We start from the raw sequence: 25714 nt of genomic DNA on the forward strand, positions 1-25714 counted from the left end.
TCTTGAATAATTAAACCAAGGAGACAACACCATTATGGCCATTTACAAGTCTATCGAGCTGGACGATCGCCTGACTGGCGTTGTCCGTCACATGGGGCAAGTCGAGGAATACCGCGAATCCCTGCAGAACCTGCAAGGCATCTGGGACACCCTGACCCTGCTCGGCCAGTTGTCCGGCCTTGGCAACGACATGACCTCCACCCGTGCGGCCTTCAGCCGCCTGACCAGCGACCTGCTCAACCAGTTGGGCAACGAATACCTCAAAAAGTGCGTATTGAAGGCCAAGGCCTGCGCCCAGGTTTCCATCGACATTCTGGTCCGCAACCTGTACGAACGCACGGCCGATATCGGCTTTCTCGCCACCGACGCCGATATTCGTACTTTTGTCGCGGCAGCCGACGAAAAAGCGGGCAACATCCACTCGGCCAAGGAGCTGGCGGTCGAACGCGAAACCCTGGAAAAACGCTTCGCCGAGTATGTCGCCAAATATTCCGTCTATAGCGATGTCGTCCTCTTCGACACGGCCGGCAAGATCATCGCCCGCCTCGACGATTCGGTCGGCATGACGACCAGCGCCGATGGACTGGTCGGTGAAGCGCTGCGTACGACCGACGCCTATGTCGAAACCTATCGCCAACACGATTTCCTGCCGGGCCGCCCCACCCTCGTCTATTCCTTCCGCGTCAACGACGAGTCTGGAACACCGATCGGCGTGCTCAGCCTGTGCTTCAAGTTCGAAAACGAGATGCAAGGAATCTTCGGCAACCTGCACCAGCCCAACGACTGGAGCGTACTGACCTTGCTCGATACGAGCGGCCGGGTGATCGCCAGCTCGGATCACTTTCACATTCCGGTCGGCGCCACACTGGCCCGCATCAATGACGACTATGGCGTCGTTCGCCATGCCGGTCGCGAATACCTCGCTGTCACCTGCTCGGCCCAAGGCTATCAGGGCTATATGGGGCCCGGCTGGTACGGTCACGTCATGCTGCCGCTCGAGCATGCATTCGACAGCGACGGCTCGACTATCCTGTCGCGCATCGATCAAGCACTGCTGCAGCAGGTCATTACCAACCCCAGCCTGTTCGGCCCGGCGGTGCGCGCCATTCCCGAACAGGCACAAGCGATCCAGGGCGAATTGAACCGTTCGGTGTGGAACGGCAATGTCAGGCTGGGCAATACCCGGCACGCCATCAACGCCTCCTTCTCCAAGGTCCTGCTGTGGGAAATCAGCAAGACCGGCGCCCGCACCAAGGATGTCTTCGCCAGCTCGATCGCGAACCTGCACGAGACGGTCGTTTCCGCCTTCATCAACGACAGCAGTTTCCTGGCTGCGCTGACCATGGACATCATGGACCGCAACCTGTACGAGCGTGCCAACGACTGCCGCTGGTGGGCCCTGACCTCCGCCTTCCGCGAAAAATTGGCGCAGGCCGAGCTATCTTCCGACGACGCTGCCCAGTTGCACGACATCCTGGCCTATATCAACGGCCTGTACACCGTTTACAGCAACCTGATCCTGTTCGACGCCCGCGGCAAGGTCGTTGCCGTCTCCGATAGCGCCCGCGGCGTTCAGCCGGGCAGCGTCCTCGGCGAAGAGTGGGTACGCCGCACCCTGGCCCTGGCCGACCCGCAGGCTTACGTGGTCTCGCAATTCGCGACGACGCCGCTTTACGACGAGCGTCCGACCTATATCTATGCGGCGCCGGTGCGCCATCCGGACAACGGCCAAATCGTCGGCGGCGTCGGCATCGTCTTCGATGGCGCGCCGCAGTTCCAGGCCATGCTGCGCGATTGCCTGCCGGCCGGCAATGCTGGAGCCTTCGCACTGTTCTGCGAGCCATCCGGCAAGGTCGTCGCCAGCTCCGGTCCGCAATTCGCGCCGGGCGACAAGGTCGACATTCCCGGTCGCTTCTCTGCCTTGCGTGCCGGCACGCAGGATGCCGAGATCCTGCAACACGGCAACACCCTTTACGCCGTCGGCGCCCGCATGAGCGCCGGTTATCGCGAATACAAGGGCGAGAGCGATGCCTATCGCAATCCCTTGCTGGCCCTGGTGTTCACGCCGCTGTGTGCCGCCGGCGAGCTACGCAACATTGCGCCACCGCCACGCCTCAGCCTGCAGACTCGCCGCGTCGAAAGCGAACAGAAACTGGAAATCGCCACCTTCCATATCGGCCGCACCTGGCTTGGCATCAAGGCCAGCGACATCGTCGAGGCGGTCAATCCGGGCGGCATCACCGACGTGCCCGGCGCCGGCCAGTCGTTTGCCGGCTACCTGATGTACGGCGGCTCACCGATTCCGGTATACGACATCGCGGTCATGACCAATGCCGGCCCGCATCTGGAAAACTGCGAACCGCAGGTGGTGGTATTGCAGAAGGGCGAAGGTCCGAAGTTCGGCATTCTGGTCGATGGCCTGGGCGAAATTCCGGAAATCCCGCTGGAGCGCCTGCAAGCCCTGCCCGCCATGCTGGCCGGCGAAAACATTCTTGGCGAAGCCATGATTTCCCCCGAGTCGGAAGAAAACCCGCATCTGCTGCTGGTGCTCGGCGTCGATCGCATGGCCTCACGCTTGGGCATCATGCTGCGCGATACGCCGCTCGAGGTCGTGGCCCTGCCGGTCAAGGCCGAAAGCCAGTGGCTGAGCGGCTAGGCCAGCCTCAACCGATACGCTCGACCAGCACCACGGCCTGCGCCTCGATCGCTTCCTCGCGGCCGAGGTAGCCGAGTTTTTCGTTGGTCTTGCCCTTGATATTGACGCAATCCTCGGCGATGCCGAGGTCGGCCGCCACGTTGGCGACCATCGCCGCCGCATGCGGGGCGAGCTTCGGTTTCTGGGCGATCAGCGTGGCGTCGACGTTAACCGGCCGCCAGCCTTTCTCGCGCACCAAGGCGACGGCATCGCGCAGCAGCACGCGGCTGTCGGCGCCTTTGTAACGCGGGTCGGTGTCCGGGAAATGGCGGCCAATGTCGCCCAGCGCCACGGCGCCGAGCAAGGCGTCGGTGATGGCGTGCAGCAGCGCATCGGCGTCGGAATGACCGAGCAAGCCGGTCGGATGCGGAATTTCCACGCCGCCCAGGATCAACTTGCGGCCTTCGACCAGCTTATGCACGTCGTAGCCCTGCCCGATGCGGAAATTCATTTGCGTCCCCTCAAAATCATCGCTGCCAGCACCAGGTCGGCCGGATAGGTCACTTTCAGATTGGTGGCGTCGCCGCGCACCAGCCGCGGCTTGTGGCCGAGGGCTTCGACTGCCCCGGCTTCGTCGGTCACGTCGCGGCATTTGTCGAGCGCTGCGCCGAGCAGGCCGTAGCGGAACATCTGCGGTGTCTGCGCCTGCCACAGGCCGTCGCGCGGCTCGGTAGCGGCCACGCGCTGTTCGGCATCGGCCCGCTTCAAGGTATCGGCCACCGGCACGGCCAGGATGCCGCCCACCGGGTCGCTCGCCAGTTCAGCGATCATCGCGTCGATCATGGCCGCCGACAGGCAGGGCCGGGCCGCGTCGTGAACAAGCACCCAATCGTCGTCGCCGGCCACCATCGCCGCCGCCTTCAGGCCGTTGGTCACGCTCTCGGCCCGCGTCGCGCCGCCGCAGCGCACGGTTTCGAGCTTGGCGCCGAGTTGCGACCAGTCGTAATGGCTCCACCATTCGTCGTCCGGCGACAGCACGACCCAGACCCGGTCGATGTCCGGATGGGCCGTCAATGCGGCGAGGGTGTGGTAGATCAGCGGCCGACCGAGCAGGTCGAGATACTGTTTCGGCTTCTCCGCGCCGAAGCGGGAACCGCTGCCGGCAGCGGGAACGATTGCGTAATGACGTGGCATGGCTTAATTTTACTGGAGAAGAACCATAAACAGAGGAGCCGTATGAGTTTCGTCGTTCCCGAACTGGCCACCCCGCTGGAAGCCTTCGCCACCGCCCTGGGCATCGGGTTGTTGATCGGCATGGAGCGCGAACGGCGTCCCGACTCGGCGGCCGGTCTGCGCACCTTCTCGCTGGTGGCCATGCTCGGCTGCCTGTTCGCCCTGCTCGGCGACAAGACCGGCGGGCCGTGGATGCTGGCGGTCGGCCTGCTCGTCGTGTCGGCGGCGATGATCGCCTCGAACTTCTCGTCGCAGCAGGAAGAGCAATACCGCGGCTTCACCTCCGAAGCCGCCATCATCGTTACCTACGGGCTGGGCGCCGCCGTCTGGCACGGCTACGCCACGCTGGCCGTCATGCTGGCCATCGCCACGACCATCCTGCTCTACTTCAAGGCCGAGCTGAAACAGTTCAGCCAGCGCACCACGCCGAAGGACATCAACTCCATCCTGCAGTTCGCGGTGCTCTCCTTCGTCATCCTGCCCATCCTGCCCAGCCAGGATTTCGGCCCCTACGACGCGATCAACCCGCGCCAGGTGTGGTGGATGGTGGTGCTGATCTCAGGCCTGGCGCTGGCCGGCTACCTCGCCCTGCGCATCATCGGCGCCCGCCACGGCGCGGCGGTGCTGGGCATTTTTGGCGGTTTGGCCTCGTCCACCGCAACCACCATGATGTTTTCCCGGCACGCCCGCGATCATGCCGATCTGGTGCGCATGGCGGCCATCGTCATCCTGATCGCCAACGTCATGGTCATGATCCGCCTGTGGCTGGTCGCCGGCGTCGTCGCGCCGCACCTGTCCAAGCCCATCGCCATCGTCTTCCTGTGCGGCATCGTGCCCGGCGTGGCCGTCGCGCTGTATAGCTGGAAGGCACTGAGCGCCGCCGAAAACCTGCCGATGCCGGAAGTGAAGAACCCGACCGAGTTGAAAACCGCCTTCTCCTTCGGTCTGCTCTACGCCGCCGTGCTGCTCGCCTCGGCCTGGCTGCAGGACATCGCCGGCAACAGCGGCCTCTATATCGTGGCGCTGGTTTCCGGCCTGACCGATGCCGACGCCAGCGTGCTATCCACGCTGCGCATGTTCAATCTGGAAAAGATTCCCGGCGGCGAAGCGGTCATCGCCGTCACCCTGGCGCTGATGGCCAACCTGGTCTTCAAGATCGGGCTGGTGCTCAGCATCGGCGGGGGCAAGCTGACCCGCCACGCCCTGCCCGGCCTGCTCGCCATCGGCGGCGGCATGGCCGCGGGGTTATTGATCGTATGAGGAGGTTCACATGCATGTCCGTCCTCCCGCCGTTGCCGGCATGTTCTACCCCGGCGACCCGCGCACGCTCACGGCCACCGTCGACCATCTGCTAAAGGCCAGCCGCTCGCCGCTGAGTGAGCCGCCCAAGGCGCTGATCGTCCCGCACGCCGGCTACATCTACTCCGGCTCGACGGCCGCCGCAGCCTATGCGCCGCTCGCCCAGTGGGCGGCAACGATCAAGCGCGTCGTGCTGCTCGGGCCAACGCACCGGGTCGGCATCGAGGGCATCGCCCTGCCCGAAGCCGACGCCTTCCAGACCCCGCTCGGCACCCTGCACATCGATACCGAGGCCGCCGCCAGCCTGGCCGACCTGCCGCAGATCATGGCCAGCGACCGGGTGCATGCCCTGGAACATTCGCTCGAAGTGCATCTGCCCTTCCTGCAGCGCGTGCTCGGCGATTTCACGCTGGTCCCGCTGGCCGTCGGCCACGCCACGCCCGAGGCCGTGGCGCAAGTGCTCGACCGCCTGTGGGGCGGGCCGGAAACGCTGATCGTGGTCAGCTCAGACCTGTCGCACTTCCTGCCCTACACCACGGCGCAGCAGGTCGATGCCAACACCTGCCGGCACATCCTGCAACTCGACACGCACATCCGGCCGGAACAAGCCTGCGGCGCCTTTCCGATCAACGGCCTGCTGCTCGCCGCCCGCCAGCGCGGGCTGACGCCCAGCCTGCTGGCCCATTGCAATTCCGGCGACACCGCCGGCGACAAGGACCGCGTCGTCGGCTATGCCGCCTTTGCCTTCCAGGAGGCGCCCCATGTCTGACCTCGGCTCAACCCTGCTGACGCTGGCCCGCAACGCCATCGCCGCTCATTTTCACCAGCCGACCTCCCCTGCTGCGGTGGACATGCCGGAACTGCAAAAAAACGGGGCCACCTTCGTCACGCTGACCCAGCACGGCAACCTGCGCGGCTGCATCGGCAGCCTCGAAGCCTGGCGTCCGCTGCTGCAGGACGTGCAGGCCAACGCCCTGGCCGCCGCCTTCCGCGACCCGCGCTTCAACCCGCTGGAAGCCCGCGAGCTGCCGATCACCCGCGTCGAAGTCTCGCTGCTGACGCCGGCCGAACCCATGAGCTTCAGCAGCGAAGCCGACGCGCTGGCCCAGCTACGGCCGGAAATCGACGGCGTCATCTTCACCGCCGGCCGCCACCGCTCCACCTTCCTGCCGCAAGTCTGGGAGCAACTGCCGGAACCGCAGGTCTTCATGGCCCATCTAAAACAGAAGGCCGGGCTGCCGGCCAGCTACTGGGGGGCGGACGTGCAACTCGAACGCTACCAAGTCCAGAAATGGAAGGAGGTCGCCTCATGAACACCGCCGAAAGCCTCTACCCCGCCCGCTGGTGGCACGCCCTGCCCGACGGCCGCGTGCAATGCGACCTCTGCCCGCGCGACTGCCTGCTGCACGAAGGCCAGCGCGGCGCCTGCTTCGTCCGCCAGATGGTCGATGGCGCCATGCAGCTGACCACCTACGGCCGCTCCTCCGGCTTCTGCATCGACCCGATCGAGAAAAAGCCGCTCAATCATTTCTACCCCGGCAGCAGCATCCTCTCCTTCGGCACCGCCGGCTGCAACCTTGCCTGCAAGTTCTGCCAGAACTGGGACATCTCCAAGTCGAAAGACATGGACCGCCTGATGGACGCCGCCAGCCCGCAGACCATCGCCCGCGCCGCCAAGCGCTACGGCGCCGATGCCGTGGCCTACACCTACAACGACCCGGTCATCTTCGCCGAATACGCCATCGACACCGCGCTTGCCTGCCGCGAACAAGGCATCCGCAACGTGGCCGTCACTGCCGGCTACATCCACGCCGAACCGGCGCGCGAATTCTTTGCCGTCATGGATGCTGCCAACGTCGACCTCAAAGCCTTCACCGAAGCCTTCTACCACAAGCTCTGCGTCGGCCACCTGCAGCCCGTTCTCGACATCCTGGCCTACATCCACCACGAAACCGACTGCTGGCTGGAGATCACTACCCTGCTCATCCCCGGCCACAACGACAGCGCCGCCGAGATCAACGAACTGGCCAGCTGGGTCGCCAAAGAACTCGGCCCCGACGTGCCGCTACACTTCACCGCCTTCCACCCCGACTGGAAGATGGAAAACGTCCCAGAAACACCGCCGGCCACGCTCGCCCAGGCCCGCCGCATCGCCCTCGATGCCGGCTTGCACCACGTGTTCACCGGCAACGTGCACGACTCAGAAGGCGGCACTACCTTCTGCCCCAGCTGCCACGCCGCGCTGATCGTGCGCGACTGGTACGACATCAAACGCTACGACCTGACGCCCGAAGGCCACTGCCCGCATTGCCAGACCGCCATCGCCGGCCGCTTCGGCAAGGCGCTCGGCCATGAAGGCCGCGCTTTCGGCCCGCGCCGTATCCCGGTTAGACTCTCCGCATGATTCGCAATATCAGCCTGCAAACCCCACACGGCGCCCTGCACGGGCGTCTCGACCTGCCCGCCAACCCGCGCGGGCTCATCGTCCTCACCCGCTCGCACCACGCCCCGGCCGACACCGCCATCGCCGCCAACCTGGCCGCCCGCGGCTACGCCCTGCTGGCCATGGAACTGCTCACCACGCAGGAAGCTCACTTCGTCGATGCCACGCAAAACGTGCCGCGCCTCGCCCAGCGCCTGCTCGACGTGCTCGACCTCGCCCGCCTCGATGGCGACATGGAAAACCTGCCGCTTGCCATCTTCGCCACCGGCGATTCCACGCCGGCCGCCATCCGCGCCGCCGCCCAGCGCGACACCCAGGTCAAGGCGCTGGCCTGCCACGGCGGCCTGATCGACCGCGCCGGCCTGCAATCGCTCGACCTGCTCGTCGCCCCGCTGCTCATGCTGTTCGACGCCGAAGACGACATCGCCAAAGCCGCCTACATGCGCGCCGCCATCCACCTGCGCGCGCCGCACGAAATGCACACCCTCGGCCCGGCCGAAGACCCCGTGCTGCGCGTCGCCGCCTGGTTCGGCCTGCACCTGCACGACTGAGTCCAACAAGCTCCAATTGCTGCAACGCCCCCAATCCGTCATTCCCGCGCAGGCGGGAATCCAGAAAGCACCAATCCACTACCGCGGACGCCTGGCTGAACGCCAATCGTCGGTTTCACCTGGTTTTTGCCCTTTTTGGCCAGTGCACCGCAGCAGTCAGCCAAACGAACCGCTGGCGCAACACAAATCGCAAAAAACGACGAAACCCCGCGCCAAACCGGAGTTTCCCGGCCTTTTGTGCTATATATGACAACTTCGCCAACCCAAAACAACGTCAAACCATGAGCCAGCCCGACACCCCGGTCGTCTACGGTACCGAAGACATCCTGCGCAGCCTGTGCAACTCGGTCACCAAGGTGCTAACCATCGCCACCCAGAGCCAGATCAACTACTCCGGCATGGTGCAGCGCATCAGCAAGACCTGCCTGAAACCGGACATCGGCTGCTTCGTGCTCTTCGACGGCGGCTTCTCCGGCCTCGTGGTCATCAACTTCTCCGCCCAGGCCGCCATGGAGCTGTACGAAAGCTACATGCTGCACATGGGCATGGACAAAGATGAACTCGCCACCACCCACACCGCCGACGAAGTCGGCAACGTCATGGGCGAATTGATGAACCAGATCGTCGGTGACTTCACCGGCAAGGTCTCGCGCGAACTGCAAACCCACATCACGCAAAACCAGCCCAAGATGCTGGCGCTCAACAAGCAGGTCATGCTCAGCGTCGACACCAACCTCGACAAGCCCGAAGCCCGCCGCGTCACCTTCTTCACCGGCAAGGGCAACATCTTCTACCTCGAACTCGCCATGGACAAAACCGAGTTCATCAAGATGAACGACTTCGTCGCCGACGAAGCCCCGGACCCGGACGCCCTGCTGGAACAGGTCAACGGCCAGACCAAGGCCACCGCCCCCACCGCGGCGGCAGACGATCACGACGAACTGCTAAAGTCGCTCGGGATGTAATACGCAGGTAGCTGGATAGAACGAGGGCCGTTAGGTGACTAACGGCCCTTTGTTTTTAGGGCTTTGGCTGCAAATCTGCCAAACCGGCCCTTTGGTCTGAACGGAGTGATTGTCCGATTTTAGTTGCTAAACGGTCGAAGCGACTACCAAGACTGGAGCCGTATACGGTAGTTGAAAGAAAAACGCGTTAGCGCTTTTCAACTGAATAATTCTTATAGACTTGGGCATGAAGGAAGGTACCTTTTGACGAGGCCATTCGCAAATCATCGTACACCTGCCTAGGGACATTTAAATAGACGTAAAGCTGTGGACTAGTCAGGAACCTAACGTGTAGTTCCGAGGTATTTTCATCGTATCCAATCTGCTCCACATTCGAGGAGCTGACGTATTCCATTTCGATCATGCTAAAGCCCTCCATGTATTAATTATTTGACTGATTTCTCCAACGTCGCACCGCTTCTTTGTAGTGTTCCGCATCAGGACGCTCGTTATCTCTCCAGGATTTTCCGATTTCAGGGTCATTCCCTGATATTTTCCTAACTGCTTTACGGAACAGTATTCGTGAAGGGATGGGCATAGCTTCTCCGATAACTAATGCCTCCCCTGTCCTCAGCGAGGGGATGATTTCTGAGAGATTTCCCAGATCATCCGACATCGCTCCAGACACCTTCCCGCGATCAGCAGAACTGGTCATTCTTAAGGCGATCATTGAGCCGCATTGGCTTAATACCGTTGAATCAATTTCTGTTGGTCGTTGAGTCACAACGAGCAGGCCAACACCATACTTACGCCCTTCTTTTGCAATCCGTTGAACAATGTTGGCAGCACTTCCAGCTTGCCCTTCGGAGAGAAATAGATGCGCCTCGTCAAGCACCACTAACAGCGGCTGCTTACGACCACTTACAGGCAGGTTTCCAGCCCAGAATAGCGTGTCGTAAACGATTTTTAAAACAGTGCCAATGACTGTGCCCATGACTTCAGATGGGCTTCCTGATACATCTAGCACCGTGATTGGCTTATCGTGCCCAACCCAAGATGCTACGAGGTCTCCTAAATCACACTGTATTTTTCCGTCAACGTCTGGAGTGTATTGATCGCCTGGGTTGAAAAGAAATGCAAAGCGGGAATCTCTGAGTCGACTTCTCATTAGGTCAAGTTGTCGAGAAATTCCGCGTCTAGGCCCAACGTAGGGGGCTGCGTTACCTGGTGCAGGTGCAGGATACGCGTTAGATTTCAACTGCTCAAAATTACCTGCTTCAATTAGCGCTGCCTTAGTTCCTAAATTTCTATCTTGAAGCGTGTGCCGCTCATAATCATCGAGATCGAACCACAATTTTTTGATGTTGAACGGAATAGGTGAGTCAGCTGACAACGCGGGTGCTGGCGGGGGATTCTGCAGATGGGTTGCTGCTAGCTCCTTGCGTTTAGCAAGCTCGTCTCGTATTTGTGCTTCGGCACTTTGAGAAATACCTCCGAAAGCAATTTCAAATAACTCGTCACATGGGAGTGCCCAAAACGGAACAAGGAGGGCATTAGGGTCATTCTTGTCTAGTGAAACTCGGAAGACCTTGCTCTTGTCGCCGAATGCGGAAACATATTCGCCGTGTGGGTCAATAATTAAAATACGCGCGGAAGGAAATCCTTGATCCGCAATACTTTCAAGTAGTACCGTTGTAGTGTTTGATTTTCCTGATCCGGTCGCACCGACAATTGCACAATGGCGACTGATTAGCTTATCCAGGTCAAGCTGCCCGGGAATGCCTGATGATCCAGATACAATCCCAACATTAATGGGTGTCGCTTGCCCAAGAGAACCGTAAATAATTTCTAAGTCGCGGGTTGTAACGAGGTGAACTTCATCACCGACGGTTGGATATTGGCTAACTCCTCGCTCAAACCTTGCTCCTAGCGCTTCGCCAAACAGCGTTAGCGATAGCCATCGAGTATTTACGCCCCCTATTTCTTGAATTTGCTGTGGCGCGGCGCTAGCGCCCACCTGGGTACAAACTCCATATAGGTGATTGTACCCAAGAGGAATTCTGAGGAATGCACCAACCTGCCCAAGGCGATAGGACTCTCCATCTACAAGGACGAGAGACGAGTTAGGTCCCTCCGTGAGTTTGACGCTTACAACTGAGCCTGTAACGGATACAACCTCTCCAATAAACGTCACGTCCCCTCGACTCATTTCAGACTTCCTCCCGAGAACCCCATAGTCTCCAAGAAGGCACAGAAAGCAGCAAAATCACCGAGTTTTAGTTGCCCCCCACAGGCTGTGCCTGGATTAACAGGAGCAAACGCCTTGTCCATGAACGGGGCACTATTAGCATCGATAGGAGTAGCAAGCTTCCATTCACCCCATACCCCTTGGATTACTGCTGCATTCCTGCCGAAGACCAAGAAATTTCTGTAACGCTCTGCAAGTTTGGATAACTCAGAACTCTCGGCAATATCACCGAATTGAAGGGATATGATGTGGGTGAGAGAGTGAGCCTCTAAAGCATCAAACAGGATCGAATTTATGTGCTGATCACCGAAGCTGAAACCGCTGGTTACCATAAGCGCCCCGCGTTTTTTCATGGTTGAGTGAAGCCGATCCATGAGCGCTTGATATGGGAGCTTTTTGGATTCCTCATACTTGAGATGAGACGGAAGGATCATCTCGCCTTTGGTGGCGTTTTGGTCCCTTACTACTCTGCGTTTGCCAGCGTTTGCAGCAATGGTCCAATTTACCGAACCGTGTAGCTTCCATAACCTGACCCATTCAGGAGGAGGCATCTGTCCTTCGTCATCAAAACATTCCGTATTGAAAAAAGGCAAATAACTCCCTGAGAATCCATCGAAAAGCGGTACTTGTGCCTCTTCTAGCGAACGTTCAATAAGAACATCGTAGTTCGTTGTGAATATTTCTATGGCCGATTTTCGACGGATAGCTTTAAGCCAATGGGCAAATTGGTCATGAGGAGAATTCTCCGGTATTAAACTCGGCGAAGGGGAAACCTGCTTCGCGATTGACTCGCAAATTTCTTGCTCAAACTTAGCTAGTTCGGAGACCTTTAGTCCAAGCGTGTTGTCAGACGGTCCAAGTGCAGCAAGTTTTCCACGGATACGAGACAGAATGACTTCGATATTGTTGTCAAGCCCAAGGTCAGTGCACTCTTGCTGAATAGCAAGCCATGCATTGCTGAACTCAGTAGATATCCCTTTCACATGGTTACCACATGTTTCGGTAAGTGCTGCGACGGCAGGAATTAGCGGGCTACCCGTTGCCGTGTTTTTTACTGCACACGAAACACCTGCCCCGAACAAAAAAGCGAGTTGCTGGTCGTGTGTGGCCAAGTGATTGCGCAAAAGCTCTACTGCCTTCCTCGGATCATGTGTTGTCATTCTTTAACCCCTGTTTGCCGTCTGGCGCAATTAAGATGGGTTCGCCAAAATCTGCTACCAGTCTATCCTGCATATTCGCATATGGCATATCCACATTTGAATATTTTCTCAGCGGTTGCTCTGCGCAGGACGACAGTTTTTTGACGTCTTATATGCCTGTCCCGGAGGTTAAGCCGCAGCGGCAAGCGGTACCTGCTTGTAGTAATCCGTACCGGGGAACATAAAAGCGATGCGCAGCGACGGCAATAGTAAAAATCGAGGTAGTGGGTCAGCGCAAGGCTAGACGAACGTCAGCAATGGCAGATTACCTGCCAAGCCGCTGCATCAATTTTTTGCCTTTTTAGCTCGTGCACCGCAGCAGCCCCCTAACCCCCCCGCAACGACACCAAAACCCGACCACCCAACCCACCGGGCTATAATCCACGTCCCTCTGCCGTTGCCTGTGCTGCCCCGTGTCCGCTTCATCCCCCCTGCTTTCCCTGCCCGCCCTGCCCAAGGCGGGCGCTCGTATCGACCTGCCGTCGTTTGCCGGTTCTTCCGACGCACTGGCGCTGGCGGAAATCGCCGGTCGCAATAGCGGCAAGCTGCTGGCCGTCGTGACGGCCAATGCGGCCGATGCGCAGCGCCTGCTCGACGAGATTCCCTGGTTTGCGCCGAACCTGCGCGTGCGCCTGCTGCCGGATTGGGAAACGCTGCCCTACGACACCTTTTCGCCGCACCAGGACCTGGTTTCCGAGCGCTTGGCCACGCTGTGGGCGGCCATGCAGGGCGAGCTGGACATTCTGCTGGTGCCGGCCTCGACCGCCGTTTATCGTCTGGCGCCGCCGGAGTTCATGGCGGCCTATACCTTCGCCTTCAAGAAGGGCGAGACCATCGACGCCGAGAAATTCCGCAGCCAGGTCACGCTGGCCGGCTACGCCAACGTCACGCAGGTGGTGTCGCCCGGCGAATACTCGATTCGCGGCGGCCTGATCGATCTTTTCCCGATGGGTTCGGCCGTGCCTTACCGGCTCGATCTGTTCGACGACGAGATCGAGAGCATCAAGACCTTCGACGTCGATACCCAGCGCACCATCTACCCGGTGCCGGAAGTGCGCCTGCTGCCAGCGCGCGAATTCCCGATGGACGACAAGGGCCGCACGCGCTTCCGCCAGAAGTTCCGCGAGGCTTTCGAAGGCGACCCGGCCAAGTCGGGCGTCTATAAGGATGTGTCGCAGGGCATCGCCAGCGCCGGCATCGAGTACTACATTCCGCTCTTTTTTGAAGAAACGGCCACCGTTTTCGACTACCTGCCGAAGGATGCCGTTTTCGTCACCCATGGCGATGCACCGGGGGCGATTGCCGCCTTCTGGAAGGAAACGCGCTCGCGCTACACCTTGCTGCAAGGCGACAAGGCGCGCCCGCTGCTGCCGCCGGAAGAACTCTTCCTTTCCGACGAAGCCTTCTTCACCGCCGCCAAGGGCTACGGCCGCCTGGTGCTGGAAAACAAGGCGGATGCCGCGACGACCGCCCTGCCCGACATTGCCGTCGACCGCCGGGCCGAAGACCCGCTGCACAAGCTGAAAAACCACCTGGCGGGCTTCAAGGGCCGCGTGCTGCTGCTGGCCGAATCGGCCGGCCGGCGCGAAACCCTGGCCGCCATGCTGGGCGAGCATGGCGTCAAGATTGAAGCCAGCGCCGATTTCGCCGGCTTTATCGCCGGCGGCGCGCCGCTCGCCCTGGGCGTGGCCCCGCTGCACACCGGCTTTGCGCTGCCCGGTATTGCCTTCATTACCGAAACCGAGCTGTACGCCGGCGCACCGCGCCGCACCCGGCGCGAAGCCGCGCGTAAGGCGAGCTTCGATAACTGGCTGAAGGACCTGACCGAGCTCAAGGTCGGCGACCCGGTGGTGCATGAAAGTCACGGCATCGGCCGCTATCAGGGACTGGTGCGCATGGACCTCGGCACCGGCGAGCAGGAATTCCTCGAACTGCACTACGCCAACGAGGCCAAGCTCTTCGTGCCGGTGGCGCAGCTGCACGTGATTTCACGCTACTCCGGCGCCGAGCCGGATGCCGCACCGCTGCACACGCTCGGCTCCGGCCAGTGGGAAAAGGCCAAGCGCAAGGCGGCCGAGCAGGCGCGCGATACCGCCGCCGAGCTGCTGGCGCTCTACGCCGCCCGCGCGGCGCGCCAGGGCCATGCTTTCGAGTTCGGCGAGAACGACTACGAAGCCTTCGCCGATGGCTTCGGCTTCGAGGAAACCGCCGATCAGGCGCAGGCCATCGCCGCCGTGATCGAAGACATGAAGTCAGGCAAGCCGATGGACCGCCTGGTCTGCGGCGATGTCGGCTTCGGCAAGACCGAGGTGGCGCTGCGCGCTGCCTTCTGTGCCGTGGCCGGCGGCAAACAGGTGGCCGTACTGTGCCCGACCACGCTGCTGTGCGAGCAGCATTACCAGACCTTCGTCGACCGCTTTGCCGATTGGCCGGTGAAGGTTGCGGAAATCTCCCGCTTCAAGACCGCCAAGGAATCGGCGCAGGCCTTGAAGGAGCTGTCCGAAGGCAAGATCGACATCATCATCGGCACGCACAAGCTGATCGGCAAGGACGTGAAGTTCGACCGCCTGGGCCTCGTCATCATCGACGAGGAACACCGTTTCGGCGTGCGCCAGAAGGAAACGCTGAAGGCCATGCGCGCCGAGGTGGATGTGCTGACCCTGACCGCGACGCCGATCCCGCGCACGCTGGCCATGTCGATGGAAGGCCTGCGCGACTTCTCGGTGATCGCCACCGCGCCGCAGAAGCGCCTGGCGATCAAGACCTTCGTCTCGAAATTCTCCGACGGCATCATCCGCGAAGCCGTGCTGCGCGAACTGAAGCGCGGCGGCCAGGTGTATTTCCTGCACAACGAGGTCGACACCATCGAGAACATGCGCGAGAAGCTGGCCGGCCTGGTGCCGGAAGCGCGCATCGTCATCGGCCACGGCCAGATGAACGAGCGCGAGCTGGAGCGCGTGATGCGCGACTTCACCAGCCAGCGCGCCAACCTGCTGCTGTGCACGACCATCATCGAAACCGGTATCGACAACCCGCACGCCAACACCATCCTGATCAACCGCTCGGAGAAGTTCGGCCTCGCCCAGCTGCACCAGCTGCGCGGCCGCGTCGGCCGTTCGCACCACCAGGCCTATGCCTACCTGCTGGTGCAGGATGAAAAGGCGATGACCAAGCAGGCCAAGCAGCGTCTGGAAGCGATCCAGATGTCGGAAGAGCTCGGTTCCGGCTTCTTCCTGGCCATGCACGACCTGGAGATTCGCGGCGCCGGCGAGGTACTCGGCGAAAACCAGGCCGGCGACATGCAGGAAGTGGGCTTCAACGTCTTCGCCGACATGCTGAACCGCGCCGTGGCGCACCTCAAGCAGGGCAAGAACCTGGCCAATATCGACCTGACGCAGCCGCTCGGCGTCAGCAGCGAGATCAACCTGCGCACGCCCGCCCTGCTGCCCGACGCCTACTGCCCGGATGTGCACGAGCGCCTGACGCTGTACAAGCGCCTGGCCAACTGCGAAACGGCGGAAGAGATCGACGCCATGCAGGAAGAGCTGATCGACCGCTTCGGCGAATTGCCGCTGCAGGGCCAGTCGCTGCTGGCCACGCACCGCCTGCGTTTGCTGGTCAAACCACTCATGATCCAGAAGCTCGATGCCTCGGCCGATCAGGTGACGCTCCAGTTCAGCCCGGAATTCACCAAGAACCCGCCCATCGAGCCGATCAAGATTATCAATTTGATCCAGAAAAACCGGAGCTATAAGCTGGCCGGACAGGATAAAATTTCCCTTTTGCGCCACTGCCCGAACCTGAGCGACAAGGTTGCAGCGGTAAAAGACATGATTCGCGAGCTGACAAAATGACGACCCCCAACCTCGAAAACATCAACGTCTCCGCCTTCGACACCATGCCGACGCCGGCCGAGATCCACGCCAAGCTGCCGATTTCGGCCAAGGCTGCCAAGACCGTATCGCACGGCCGCAAGGTGCTGCGCGACATTCTGGATCGCAAGGACCCGCGCCTCTTCGTCGTGGTCGGCCCCTGCTCCATCCACGACCCGGTGGCCGGCCTCGACTACGCCCGCCGCCTGAAGGCGCTGGCCGACGAAGTGGGCGACGTGCTGCAGATCATCATGCGCGTCTATTTCGAGAAGCCGCGCACCACCGTCGGCTGGAAGGGCTACATCAACGATCCGTTCATGGACGATTCTTTCCAGGTCAATGTCGGCATGGAAAAGGCCCGCGACTTCCTGCTGCAGGTCAATGAGCTCGGTCTGCCGGCCGGCACCGAGGCGCTCGATCCCTACGGCCCGCAATACTACGGCGACCTGATCACCTGGACCGCCATCGGCGCCCGTACCACCGAGTCGCAGACCCATCGCGAGATGTCTTCCGGGCTGTCCACGCCGGTCGGCTTCAAGAACGCCACCAGCGGCGACCTGACCGTGGCGACCAACGCCATCCTGTCGGCTTCGCGTCCGCACTCCTTCCTCGGCCTGAACAACGAAGGCCGCGTCGCCATCGTGCGCACCACCGGCAACCCGCACGGCCACATCGTGCTGCGCGGCGGCGAATCTGGCCCGAACTACGACACCGTTTCGATCGCCATGGCCGAAGCTGCCATCGCCAAGGCCAAGCTGCCGGCCAACATCGTGGTCGATTGCTCGCACGCCAACAGCTCGAAGAAGCCGGAACTGCAGCCGCTGGTCATGACCGACGTGGTCAACCAGATTCGCGCCGGCAACAAGTCCATCCTCGGCGTGATGATCGAATCGAACATCGAAGCCGGCAACCAGCCGATCCCGAGCGATCTGTCGCAGCTGAAGTACGGCTGCTCGGTCACCGACGGCTGCATCGGCTGGGACACCACCGAGCAGACGCTGCGCGACGCCGCCGTGCTGCTGCGCGACGTGTTGCCGGACCGTCTGGCCTGATTTCTCCGGACGCATGAATCCGGCCAAGGTGGTGCGCAACAGGGTCAAGCAACTGACCGACCTGCCGAATGTCGGCCCGGCCGTGGCCGCCGACCTGCACCGCCTGGGCATACACCAGCCGGAACAACTGCAGGGGCGCGATGCCTTCGCGCTCTACGATCAACTGTGTTCGATCACCGGGCAGCGGCATGACCCGTGCGTGATCGACGTCTTCATCTCGATCACCCGCTTCATGCATGGCGGCGAGGCGCAACCGTGGTGGCACTACACCGGCGAGCGCAAGGCCATTCGCCAGCGGGCCGACGGAAGCTGAACCGACATGAACCTCGTCATCCAGGGCGGCGCCCTGCCCACTTTCCTGCTCGAAAAGATTTTGGCCGCCACCGGCGCGTCCACCGCAGAACCCCGTCCGCCGCAGGTCGTCCGCTTCATCGGCGCGACGCGCACGGCGGAGTTCGATGCGCTGATCCCGCTGATCGAAGCCGAGAAGCTCGACTGGGCCTTCGTCGAAACCGGCAAGAAGCTCTCCGACTACGGCCTGATCTGCTTCGACATGGATTCGACGCTGATCACCATCGAGTGTATCGACGAGCTGGCCGACTTCGCCGGCAAGAAGGCCGAGGTTTCGGAAGTGACCGAAGCGGCCATGCGCGGCGAGATCGACTACCGTGAAAGCCTGCGCCGCCGCCTGGCGCTGATGGCCGGGCTGGATGCCCGCGTGCTGGCCCGCGTCTATGGTGAACGCCTGCTGCTCTCGCACGGCGCCCGCGAACTGCTCGAAGCGGCCCAGAACGCCGGCCTGCGCACCGCCATCCTGTCCGGTGGTTTCACCTATTTCACCGAGCGCCTGCGCATCGAGCTGGGCTTCGACTTCGCTACCTCGAACGAACTGGAAATCTCCGGCGGCAAGCTGACCGGCAAGGTGGTCGGAGACATCGTCGATGCCGCGGCCAAGGCCCACCACCTGGCCCGCCTGCGCGACGAACTCGGCTTGCGCAAGGATCAGGTGATCGCCTGCGGCGACGGCGCCAACGACCTGATGATGATGGCCGAAGCCGGCCTGTCGGTGGCCTTCCACGCCAAACCGGCGACCCGCGCCAAGGCCGACATCGCCATCAACTTCGGCGGCCTCGAGGCGCTGCTGAACATCCTCGACTGACCTCTCACCCAACGACCGGCAAGGGCGCTGCGACATGAATGGACGCAAGAAGACACTGATTTTCGGCTGCGTGGCAATTGCCCTCGTAATCGGCGGCTACTGGTACTGGTCCGGCTCGCGTGGCGATTCGCCGCAGGTCAAGAAGGCCCCGCCGCCGGTGCCGGTGATCGCCGCCAAGGCAGTAACCGGCGACATTCCCGTCCTGCTCGAAGTGGTCGGCCGTGCCGAGGCCTACGAGAGCGTCAGCCTGAAATCCCGCGTCGATGGCCAGGTGCAGAGCGTCGCCTTCACCGAAGGCCAGCACGTCAAGCAGGGCGACGTGCTGATCCGCCTCGATCCGAACGACTTCAACGCCAAGCTGGCCCAGGCCGAAGCCAACCTGAAGCGCGACGAGGCGCAGCTGGCCAAGAGCCACGCCGATGTGCAGCGCTATATCTCGCTGAAGGAGCGCGGCTTCGTTTCCGAAGAGAAGATCAACGAGTTCCGCACCGCCGAGGCCGCCGCAGCGGCCACGGTGAAGGCCGACCAGGCGGCGGTCGAACTGGCCCGCCTGCAGCTTTCCTACGCCACCATCCGCGCGCCCTTCTCCGGCGTCGTCGGTGCCCGCCTGGTTTTCCCCGGTTCGGCGGTCAAGATCAACGACACGGTGCTGGCCGTGGTCAATCGCATCCAGCCGCTCTACGTCACCTTCGCCGTGCCGGAAAAGCACCTGAGCCGCCTGCGCCAATCGATGGCCGACGGCACGATGCCAGTCACTGTCCGCATCCCTGGCAACAAGGAGCAGGAATTCGAAGGCAAAGTCCGCTTCATCGACAACGCCGTCGATGCCGCCACCGGCACCATTCAGATGAAGGCGCTGCTCGACAACAAGGGCGAGAAGCTGACCGCCGGCCAGTTCCTCAACATTTCGATGACCCTGGAAAAACTGAGCAACAGCGTGCTGGTCCCGGCCGAAGCCGTACAGCAAGGGGCCGACGGCAATTTCCTTTACGTGGTCAAAGCCGACAACACCGCCGAGCTGCGAAAAATCGCCGTACAGACCGTGCACCGCGGCATGGCCGCCATCGCCAGCGGCGTTGCCGCTGACGAAACAGTGGTCACCGACGGCCAGCTGCGCCTGACTCAAGGCGCCAGCGTGGTCGTCAAGACGCCGCAGGCCAAGGGTGAGGCCGCCAAGGCACCGGCTGCTCCTGCCGCCCCGGCCAAACCCTGATCGGGCCCCGACCATGACGCTGCCGGAACTCTGTATCCGCCGTCCGGTGATGACCACGCTGCTGATGGTGGCGTTCCTCATCTTCGGCATCATCGGCTATCGCTCGCTGCCCGTTTCCGAATTGCCGGCAGTCGATTTCCCGACCATCTCGGTCACCGCCAACCTGCCCGGCGCCTCGCCGGAAACCATGGCGGCCGCCGTCGCCACGCCACTGGAAGGCCAGTTCTCGACCATTGCCGGCCTGGATTCGATGACCTCGACCAGTGCCCAGGGCTCGACCAACATCACGCTGCAATTCTCACTCGACCGCGACATCGACGCCGCCGCGCAGGACGTGCAGGCGGCCATCTCCGCCGCCCAGCGCAAGCTGCCGCCGAGCATGCCGACGCCACCTTCGTTCCGCAAGGTGAACCCGGCCGACTCGCCAATCTTCTACATCGCCATGTCGTCGGCCTCGCTACCGATGTCGCTGGTCAACGAATACGCCGAAACCCAGCTGGCGCAGCGCCTGTCGACCATCCCCGGCGTTGCCCAGGTGCAGATCTACGGCTCGCAGAAATACGCGGTGCGCGTGCAGGCCAACCCGGATCAGCTCGCGGCGCGTGGCATGGGCATCGACGAATTGCAGGCGGCGCTCGCCCAGAACAACGTCAACCAGCCCATCGGCCAGCTCGACGGCAGTACGCAGACCTTTGCCATCAAGGACAACGGTCAGCTGACCAACGCCGCCGCCTATCGCCCGCTGATCGTCAGCTGGAAGAACGGCGCGCCGGTGCGCCTCGAAGACGTGGCGACGCCGATCGACAGCGTGGAAAACCTGCGCATCGCCAGCTGGAACGTGGACAAACGCGCCATCGTGCTGGCCATTCAGCGCCAGCCCGGTGCCAACACCATCGAGACGGTCGATGCCATCAAGCGCGTGATTCCCGGCTTCAAGGCCAAGCTGCCGGCAGCCATCGACATGACCGTGCTGTTCGACCGCAGCAATTCGATCCGCGAGGCCATCGCCGACGTGCAATTCACGCTGGTGCTGTCGGCCGTGCTGGTCATCCTGGTCATCCTGCTCTTCCTGCGCAATCTGTCGGCGACGGTCATCCCCAGCCTGGCGCTGCCCATTTCGGTGGTCGGTACCTTCGCGCTGATGTCGGTCATGGGCTACAGCCTGGACAACCTGTCGCTGCTCGCACTGACGCTCTCGGTCGGCTTCGTCGTCGACGACGCCATCGTCATGCTGGAAAACATCGTGCGCCACGTCGAAGCCGGCGAGCCGCCCTTCCAGGCGGCGATCAAGGGGGCCAAGGAAATCGGCTTCACGATCATCTCGATGACCATTTCGCTGATTGCCGTGTTCATTCCGGTGCTCTTCATGCAGGGTATCGTCGGCCGCCTGCTGCACGAATTCGCCATCACCATCTGCGCCGCCATCGTCGTTTCCGGCATCGTTTCGCTGACGCTGACGCCGATGCTCTGCAGCCGCTACGTCAAGCATGTCGAGGCCGAATCGCATGGCCGCGTCTTCCAGGCCTTCGAACGCTTCTTCGACGGCCTGCTCGCCGCCTACGAGAAGACCCTGCGCATTGCGGTCAATCATCCGCGCACCGTGCTGGCCAGCTTTTTCGCCACCTTGTTCGTTACCGGCTACCTGTTCACCGTCGTGCCCAAGGATTTCATCCCGAGCGGCGATTCCGGCCAGATCATCGCCTTCACCGAAGGCGCCCAGGACGTTTCCTTCGCCTCGATGCGCGAGCACCAGCGCGCCGTCGCCGAAATCGTCGCGCAGGACCCGGACATCCGCTCCTTCATGTCGGCCGTTGGCGCCGGCGGCATCCGCCCGGCGGCCAATACCGGCACCATCTTCATGGTGCTGAAGCCGCACGACGAGCGCAAATCGACGCCGGACCAGATCATCCAGCGCCTGCGCCCGAAGCTGGCGGCCGTGCCGGGTATCAAGGTCTATATGCAGAACCCGCCGGTGATCCGCATCGGCGGCCAGATCACCGCCGCGCAGTATCAATACACGCTGCAGGACACCGACCTCAACGAACTCTACGAATGGACCGGCACGCTGACCCAGAAAATTCGCCAGCTGCCCGGCTTCGTCGATGTCACCAACAACCTGAACAACCTGAGCCCGGTCGTTTCGCTCGACATCGACCGCGACAAGCTGGCTTCGCTCGGCCTGACCTACGGCCAGGTCGAGGATGCCCTGCAGAGCGCCTTCAGCGCCCGCCAAGTGTCCACCATCTACGGCGCGACGGCGCAGTACCAGGTGATCCTTGAGGTGACGCCGGAATTCCAGGCCGATCCGTCCGCCCTCTCCCGCCTCTACGTACGCGGCAGCGGCGGCAAGCTGGTGCCGCTCGACACCGTGGCCCGCTTCAGTCGCAAGACGCAGGCGCTGACGGTCAATCACCAGGGCCAGCTGCCCTCGGTCACCATCTCCTTCAACCTGCTGCCCGGCGTTTCGCTCGGCCAGGCGGTCGACCAGATCAAGGCGCTGGAGCAGGAAGTGCGCGTACCGGTGTCGCTCAACACCAGCCTGCAAGGCACAGCACAGGCCTTCCAGGCCTCGCTGCAGGGCCTCGGCGTGCTGCTGCTGGTCGCCGTGCTGGTCGTCTATCTGGTGCTCGGCGTGCTGTACGAGAGCTTCATTCACCCGCTGACCATCCTCTCCGGCCTGCCCTCGGCCGGTCTCGGCGCGCTGATCACGCTGCTCATCTTCAAGGTCGATCTGAGCCTTTACGCCTTCGTCGGCGTCATCATGCTGATCGGCATCGTCAAGAAGAACGCCATCATGATGATCGACTTCGCGCTGGAGCGGCAGCGCAAGGATGCGATGGCGGCCGGCGAAGCCATCTTCCAGGCCTGCCTGATCCGCTTCCGGCCGATCATGATGACCACCATGGCCGCCCTCGTCGGCACCCTCCCCATCGCCCTGGGCATCGGTGCCGGCGCCGAAACCCGCCAACCGCTCGGCCTCGCGGTCGTCGGCGGCCTGATGCTGTCACAGCTACTGACGCTCTATCTGACACCGGTGGTGTACGTCTATCTCGACCGCTTCACCAAGGAAGAACACCTCGACGGCGAAACGGCCGAGGCGAAATAGCGTTTTCTGCGGCGCGGTGATTTATTCGAAAGCGTCATTCCCGCGAAAGCGGGAATCCAGATAAGTCAACGAGTTGGATCCCCGCTTTCGCGGGGATGACGATTCAATCGCCGTATCCTTAGGGTGACTGCTGCGGTGCACTACCCGAAAAGGGCAAAAACCAGGGACTCAGGAAACGCTGTTCAGATTGTTCCATAAGAGCGCAGACGCTATTGCAGCGACGATTGCTGGATAGGTAACAAGTGCGGCCACCTCCAGATAAAGTGAAATCATGGCTCGGACTTGATGGCTAACGTAAAACGAACCGACGCTGCGCGGCTTTATCGCGCAGCATCCAGCGACTGAAAGGAGCGGGGTTGAGCGCCGGATTAAATCTCTGAGCCAATGCAGAGAGCCTCACGCGAAGCAGAAACTATTAAATTTTCCCCCTTAACTGCGAGACCAAAGCCTCTTTCAAATCTTGGTATCGAGACTGTGGTCATAACTTTGCCGTCGATTGCAGACAAGATAAGTATTTTTCCTGACTCGCTAATTAAGAAAATGTGGTCATCAAAAAACACAGGTTCAGTTTCGATACCTCCATCAGCGTATGTCATCCAATTGAGTTCAAAGAAATAGTTTGGATCGGCCGATACTCCAGATTCAACCTTGACAAGATTTAATGAAAGGATGGTTCCACTTTCCGCACAAAACACAACACCCCATGGGGTTGCTAAAGGAACCTGAGTGACGGCCACGGTCTCCTCAATTTCGTACTGCGCTACGATGATGCCTGTGAGTAAATTGATGCATAAGATGCAACCTCGACTTCCAACAAAGACGTATTCCTCCAAAATCGTTGGGCGAAATACGTACTGCGGGAAAGCTGTTTCCCATCTTAAAGTTCCGGTTGCGCCTTCAACACAATAGATCGTGGAACTATTTGTCTCCATTCCATGCTCTACGCTACTCCCCACTATGAGATCGGAGTTGGACGCAAGAGAGTATGCATGACCGCCATGTACGTGCATCCATCGTGTAGAGCCGTCTTCTTTGGACAGCCCCCAAGTTATCTTTGCTCGCCCTGCAATCTCTGGGTACGCGACGACGTCATGGCAATTAATAGCCTTCCATGAATTACATCTTGAAGGGTGTGATTTCCATACCAGATTCCCTTCTATATCAAGTTTATATAGAGCTCCGCTAAAACTTGAAACGAAAATCGAATTGGATTCAACAATCAAAGGTTGGTTGAGAGAGTGATCACCCTCAAATCTCCACAACTCTCGCCCAGTTTCAATCTCCACACATAAAAGGGTACTGCGATAATCGCCTATGCCGTGATTGAAGGTTAATAAAACATGATCGCCAACTACAACCGGCGGACGCTGCGAAACCCCTCTTGCTCCCTTTAGTCTGACTGACCATTTTGTTTTTGGCATGAACATAGTCCTCAGAGAAATCTAACATTGAAAATAACCGGCGCAGCTGCAAAGCAGTTCGGGAAATGACAGGTATTTCATGGCGTCCGGATTGATTGACCTGTTAGGTTTACAGAACTAGATTTTTGACACTACCTTAGTCGCGTCTTTCTGATTGCTGGAAGCATGATTTCCAGTCGACTTTGTGATAACTATATGATTTTTGCATCTTGCTACGACGGCAGCCAAGTCTTGTTTGAATTTATTGTTGTAAGCCAAGATTAGCTTGTCGCAGGAAGCATATCGAACCGCTGCGAAGCAGCAGTGGATTAAATAGTCTCCCATGGAGTACATGGCAACTAGCTTTCCTTTGTACTTCACGATGCACTCAAAATCTGTGGCGTTACCGCCGAGTTGTACTCTGCTCTGTACAACTGTCGCACCTTTTGAAATGAGATCGTTATAGACCAAGTTCATGGTCGTGGTTTTTCCAGAGTTTGGGCATCCTGACAGAAGAATGATGTCCATGCGATCGTCCTGAGCAAACCTAACAGTTAATAGACGGACCATAGGTCCGTCTATGCATAATCAAGCGGATGCAAAAAAAGCGGAAACTTCGAATTGCCAATGGTTATCGCGCATTTTGTCCGAATTACTAGTTACAAATACAGAGACAGAGCCGCAAGTATCTATTCATACCGCATTAGACTCAAGTGAAATGGCTGCTAACAAGACAAGCCTTCAATGGCCTATCTTGGCAGTTGAATGCTGTCTATCACGGCTGGTCAAGACAACAATATTGAGTGATCAGCTGTCATGAGAACAGTCAGTCAGTTCAGTCGAGATTTTGCAGCTAGCCAGTAGCCATGCTAATTCGAGCTTCCCGCAAAAACCGAACCCCTTAGGCTTAGTCATTTCTGGATTCCCGCGTTCGCGGGAATGACGCTTACGGAGCGGCTGTTCTCAGTGCAGATCGACCGCGTAAAGCTTTAACAACTCCAGCGGCACGATTTCAAGCGCGGCCTGGTTGGTCGAATTGAGCGACACGCGCGGTGCCTTGCCCGCTTGGTGGGCTTCCAGCCAGCGGGCGGCGCACAGGCACCAGCGCTGGCCGGGTTGCAGGCCGGGGAAGTTGAACTCGGGGCGCGGCGTGGATAGATCGTTGCCCCGCGCCTTGGAAAACTGCAGGAAATCTGCCGTCAGGACGACGCAGATGGTGTGGCTGCCGAAATCGTCTTCCGAGGTATTGCAGCAGCCATCGCGGAAGAAACCCGTGACCGGATCGTCGCTACAGGTGAGCAACGGACCACCCAGAACGTTCAGCTGGCTGCCGCGTCCGGGGAAGTCACGGGTTTTCATG

General features: G+C 60.7%; 21 protein-coding genes. 13 read left to right on the forward strand and 8 right to left on the reverse strand.

The features are described from left to right. The first annotated feature begins 34 nt into the window (after nt 1-34). Nucleotides 35-2656: a chemotaxis protein CheW gene (locus tag WIF35_RS03835; protein WP_412480247.1), complete on the forward strand. Its 2622-nt coding sequence runs from the start codon at nt 35-37 to the stop codon at nt 2654-2656. Between the two features lie 7 nt (nt 2657-2663). Here the strand turns inward: WIF35_RS03835 and ispF are convergent, their stop codons facing one another. Further along, a complete protein-coding gene (ispF, locus tag WIF35_RS03840) occupies nt 2664-3146 on the reverse strand; it encodes a 2-C-methyl-D-erythritol 2,4-cyclodiphosphate synthase (protein ID WP_412480248.1) in 483 nt (160 codons plus the stop codon). Further along, entirely contained in the window at nt 3143-3829 is a 687-nt protein-coding gene (gene ispD / locus WIF35_RS03845; protein ID WP_412480249.1) for a 2-C-methyl-D-erythritol 4-phosphate cytidylyltransferase, read from the reverse strand. Before ispD ends, ispF begins: the two co-directional genes overlap by 4 nt. 42 nt (nt 3830-3871) lie before the next feature. Here ispD and WIF35_RS03850 point away from each other — a divergent pair, with 42 nt between their 5' ends. The 6 genes from WIF35_RS03850 to WIF35_RS03875 all read left to right on the forward strand — a co-directional run bounded on the left by WIF35_RS03850 (nt 3872) and on the right by WIF35_RS03875 (nt 9126). Next, a complete protein-coding gene (locus WIF35_RS03850) occupies nt 3872-5128 on the forward strand; it encodes an MgtC/SapB family protein (RefSeq protein ID WP_412480250.1) in 1257 nt (418 codons plus the stop codon). A 10-nt stretch (nt 5129-5138) separates the two neighbouring features. Further along, the gene (gene amrB / locus WIF35_RS03855) at nt 5139-5936 is read left to right on the forward strand and encodes an AmmeMemoRadiSam system protein B (RefSeq protein WP_412480251.1); all 798 of its coding nucleotides are present in this window, start codon (nt 5139-5141) and stop codon (nt 5934-5936) included. Beyond that, nucleotides 5929-6480 (forward strand): AmmeMemoRadiSam system protein A, encoded by a 552-nt coding sequence (gene amrA / locus WIF35_RS03860; RefSeq protein WP_412480252.1) that lies wholly within the window; start codon nt 5929-5931, stop codon nt 6478-6480. Before amrB ends, amrA begins: the two co-directional genes overlap by 8 nt. Continuing rightward, nucleotides 6477-7571 carry an AmmeMemoRadiSam system radical SAM enzyme gene (gene amrS / locus WIF35_RS03865; RefSeq protein WP_412480253.1) on the forward strand — a complete coding sequence of 365 codons (1095 nt, stop codon included), beginning with the start codon at nt 6477-6479 and terminating at the stop codon, nt 7569-7571. The genes amrA and amrS overlap by 4 nt, the downstream gene beginning before the upstream one ends. Further along, nucleotides 7568-8161, forward strand: coding sequence for a hypothetical protein (locus tag WIF35_RS03870; protein ID WP_412480254.1), 594 nt, complete (start codon nt 7568-7570; stop codon nt 8159-8161). The genes amrS and WIF35_RS03870 overlap by 4 nt, the downstream gene beginning before the upstream one ends. A gap of 281 nt (nt 8162-8442) precedes the next feature. Then, nucleotides 8443-9126 (forward strand): DUF3334 family protein, encoded by a 684-nt coding sequence (locus tag WIF35_RS03875; RefSeq protein ID WP_412480255.1) that lies wholly within the window; start codon nt 8443-8445, stop codon nt 9124-9126. 187 nt (nt 9127-9313) lie between these two features. Here the strand turns inward: WIF35_RS03875 and WIF35_RS03880 are convergent, their stop codons facing one another. The 3 genes from WIF35_RS03880 to WIF35_RS03890 all read right to left on the reverse strand — a co-directional run bounded on the left by WIF35_RS03880 (nt 9314) and on the right by WIF35_RS03890 (nt 12513). Further along, nucleotides 9314-9544, reverse strand: a complete 231-nt coding sequence (locus tag WIF35_RS03880) for a KTSC domain-containing protein (protein WP_412480256.1) — start codon at nt 9542-9544, stop codon at nt 9314-9316. A gap of 3 nt (nt 9545-9547) precedes the next feature. Beyond that, complete coding sequence (locus tag WIF35_RS03885; RefSeq protein ID WP_412480257.1) at nt 9548-11122, reverse strand: ATP-binding protein; 1575 nt, start codon at nt 11120-11122, stop codon at nt 9548-9550. Nucleotides 11123-11310: 188 nt separating this feature from the next. Continuing rightward, the gene (locus tag WIF35_RS03890; RefSeq protein ID WP_412480258.1) at nt 11311-12513 is read right to left on the reverse strand and encodes an SIR2 family NAD-dependent protein deacylase; all 1203 of its coding nucleotides are present in this window, start codon (nt 12511-12513) and stop codon (nt 11311-11313) included. Between the two features lie 452 nt (nt 12514-12965). Here WIF35_RS03890 and mfd point away from each other — a divergent pair, with 452 nt between their 5' ends. Genes mfd through WIF35_RS03920 form a run of 6 tightly spaced genes read left to right on the forward strand, consistent with a single transcriptional unit; the run spans nt 12966 to nt 22954 of the window. After that, nucleotides 12966-16406 carry a transcription-repair coupling factor gene (gene mfd, locus WIF35_RS03895; protein WP_412480259.1) on the forward strand — a complete coding sequence of 1147 codons (3441 nt, stop codon included), beginning with the start codon at nt 12966-12968 and terminating at the stop codon, nt 16404-16406. Next, nucleotides 16403-17476, forward strand: coding sequence for a 3-deoxy-7-phosphoheptulonate synthase (locus tag WIF35_RS03900; protein WP_412480260.1), 1074 nt, complete (start codon nt 16403-16405; stop codon nt 17474-17476). The genes mfd and WIF35_RS03900 overlap by 4 nt, the downstream gene beginning before the upstream one ends. A gap of 13 nt (nt 17477-17489) precedes the next feature. Beyond that, on the forward strand, nt 17490-17789 hold the full coding sequence (locus WIF35_RS03905) for a helix-hairpin-helix domain-containing protein (protein ID WP_412480261.1): 300 nt from the start codon (nt 17490-17492) through the stop codon (nt 17787-17789). Nucleotides 17790-17795: 6 nt separating this feature from the next. Then, complete coding sequence (gene serB, locus WIF35_RS03910; RefSeq protein ID WP_412480262.1) at nt 17796-18635, forward strand: phosphoserine phosphatase SerB; 840 nt, start codon at nt 17796-17798, stop codon at nt 18633-18635. A 34-nt stretch (nt 18636-18669) separates the two neighbouring features. After that, nucleotides 18670-19848, forward strand: a complete 1179-nt coding sequence (locus tag WIF35_RS03915) for an efflux RND transporter periplasmic adaptor subunit (RefSeq protein ID WP_412480263.1) — start codon at nt 18670-18672, stop codon at nt 19846-19848. 13 nt (nt 19849-19861) lie between these two features. After that, nucleotides 19862-22954, forward strand: a complete 3093-nt coding sequence (locus WIF35_RS03920; protein WP_412480264.1) for an efflux RND transporter permease subunit — start codon at nt 19862-19864, stop codon at nt 22952-22954. Nucleotides 22955-23322: 368 nt separating this feature from the next. Here WIF35_RS03920 and WIF35_RS03925 read toward each other — a convergent pair whose 3' ends face one another. From WIF35_RS03925 to WIF35_RS03935, 3 genes are all read right to left on the reverse strand, one after another. Beyond that, nucleotides 23323-24375 (reverse strand): PQQ-binding-like beta-propeller repeat protein, encoded by a 1053-nt coding sequence (locus WIF35_RS03925; RefSeq protein ID WP_412480265.1) that lies wholly within the window; start codon nt 24373-24375, stop codon nt 23323-23325. Between the two features lie 117 nt (nt 24376-24492). Continuing rightward, on the reverse strand, nt 24493-24882 hold the full coding sequence (locus tag WIF35_RS03930; protein WP_412480266.1) for a hypothetical protein: 390 nt from the start codon (nt 24880-24882) through the stop codon (nt 24493-24495). Nucleotides 24883-25317: 435 nt separating this feature from the next. Next, the gene (locus WIF35_RS03935) at nt 25318-25713 is read right to left on the reverse strand and encodes a DUF2237 family protein (protein ID WP_412480267.1); all 396 of its coding nucleotides are present in this window, start codon (nt 25711-25713) and stop codon (nt 25318-25320) included. Between the last annotated feature and the right edge of the window lies 1 nt (nt 25714).

Origin of the sequence: Azonexus sp. IMCC34839 (assembly GCF_047047955.1) — a bacterium.
In the GTDB taxonomy this organism is placed as follows: domain Bacteria; phylum Pseudomonadota; class Gammaproteobacteria; order Burkholderiales; family Rhodocyclaceae; genus Azonexus.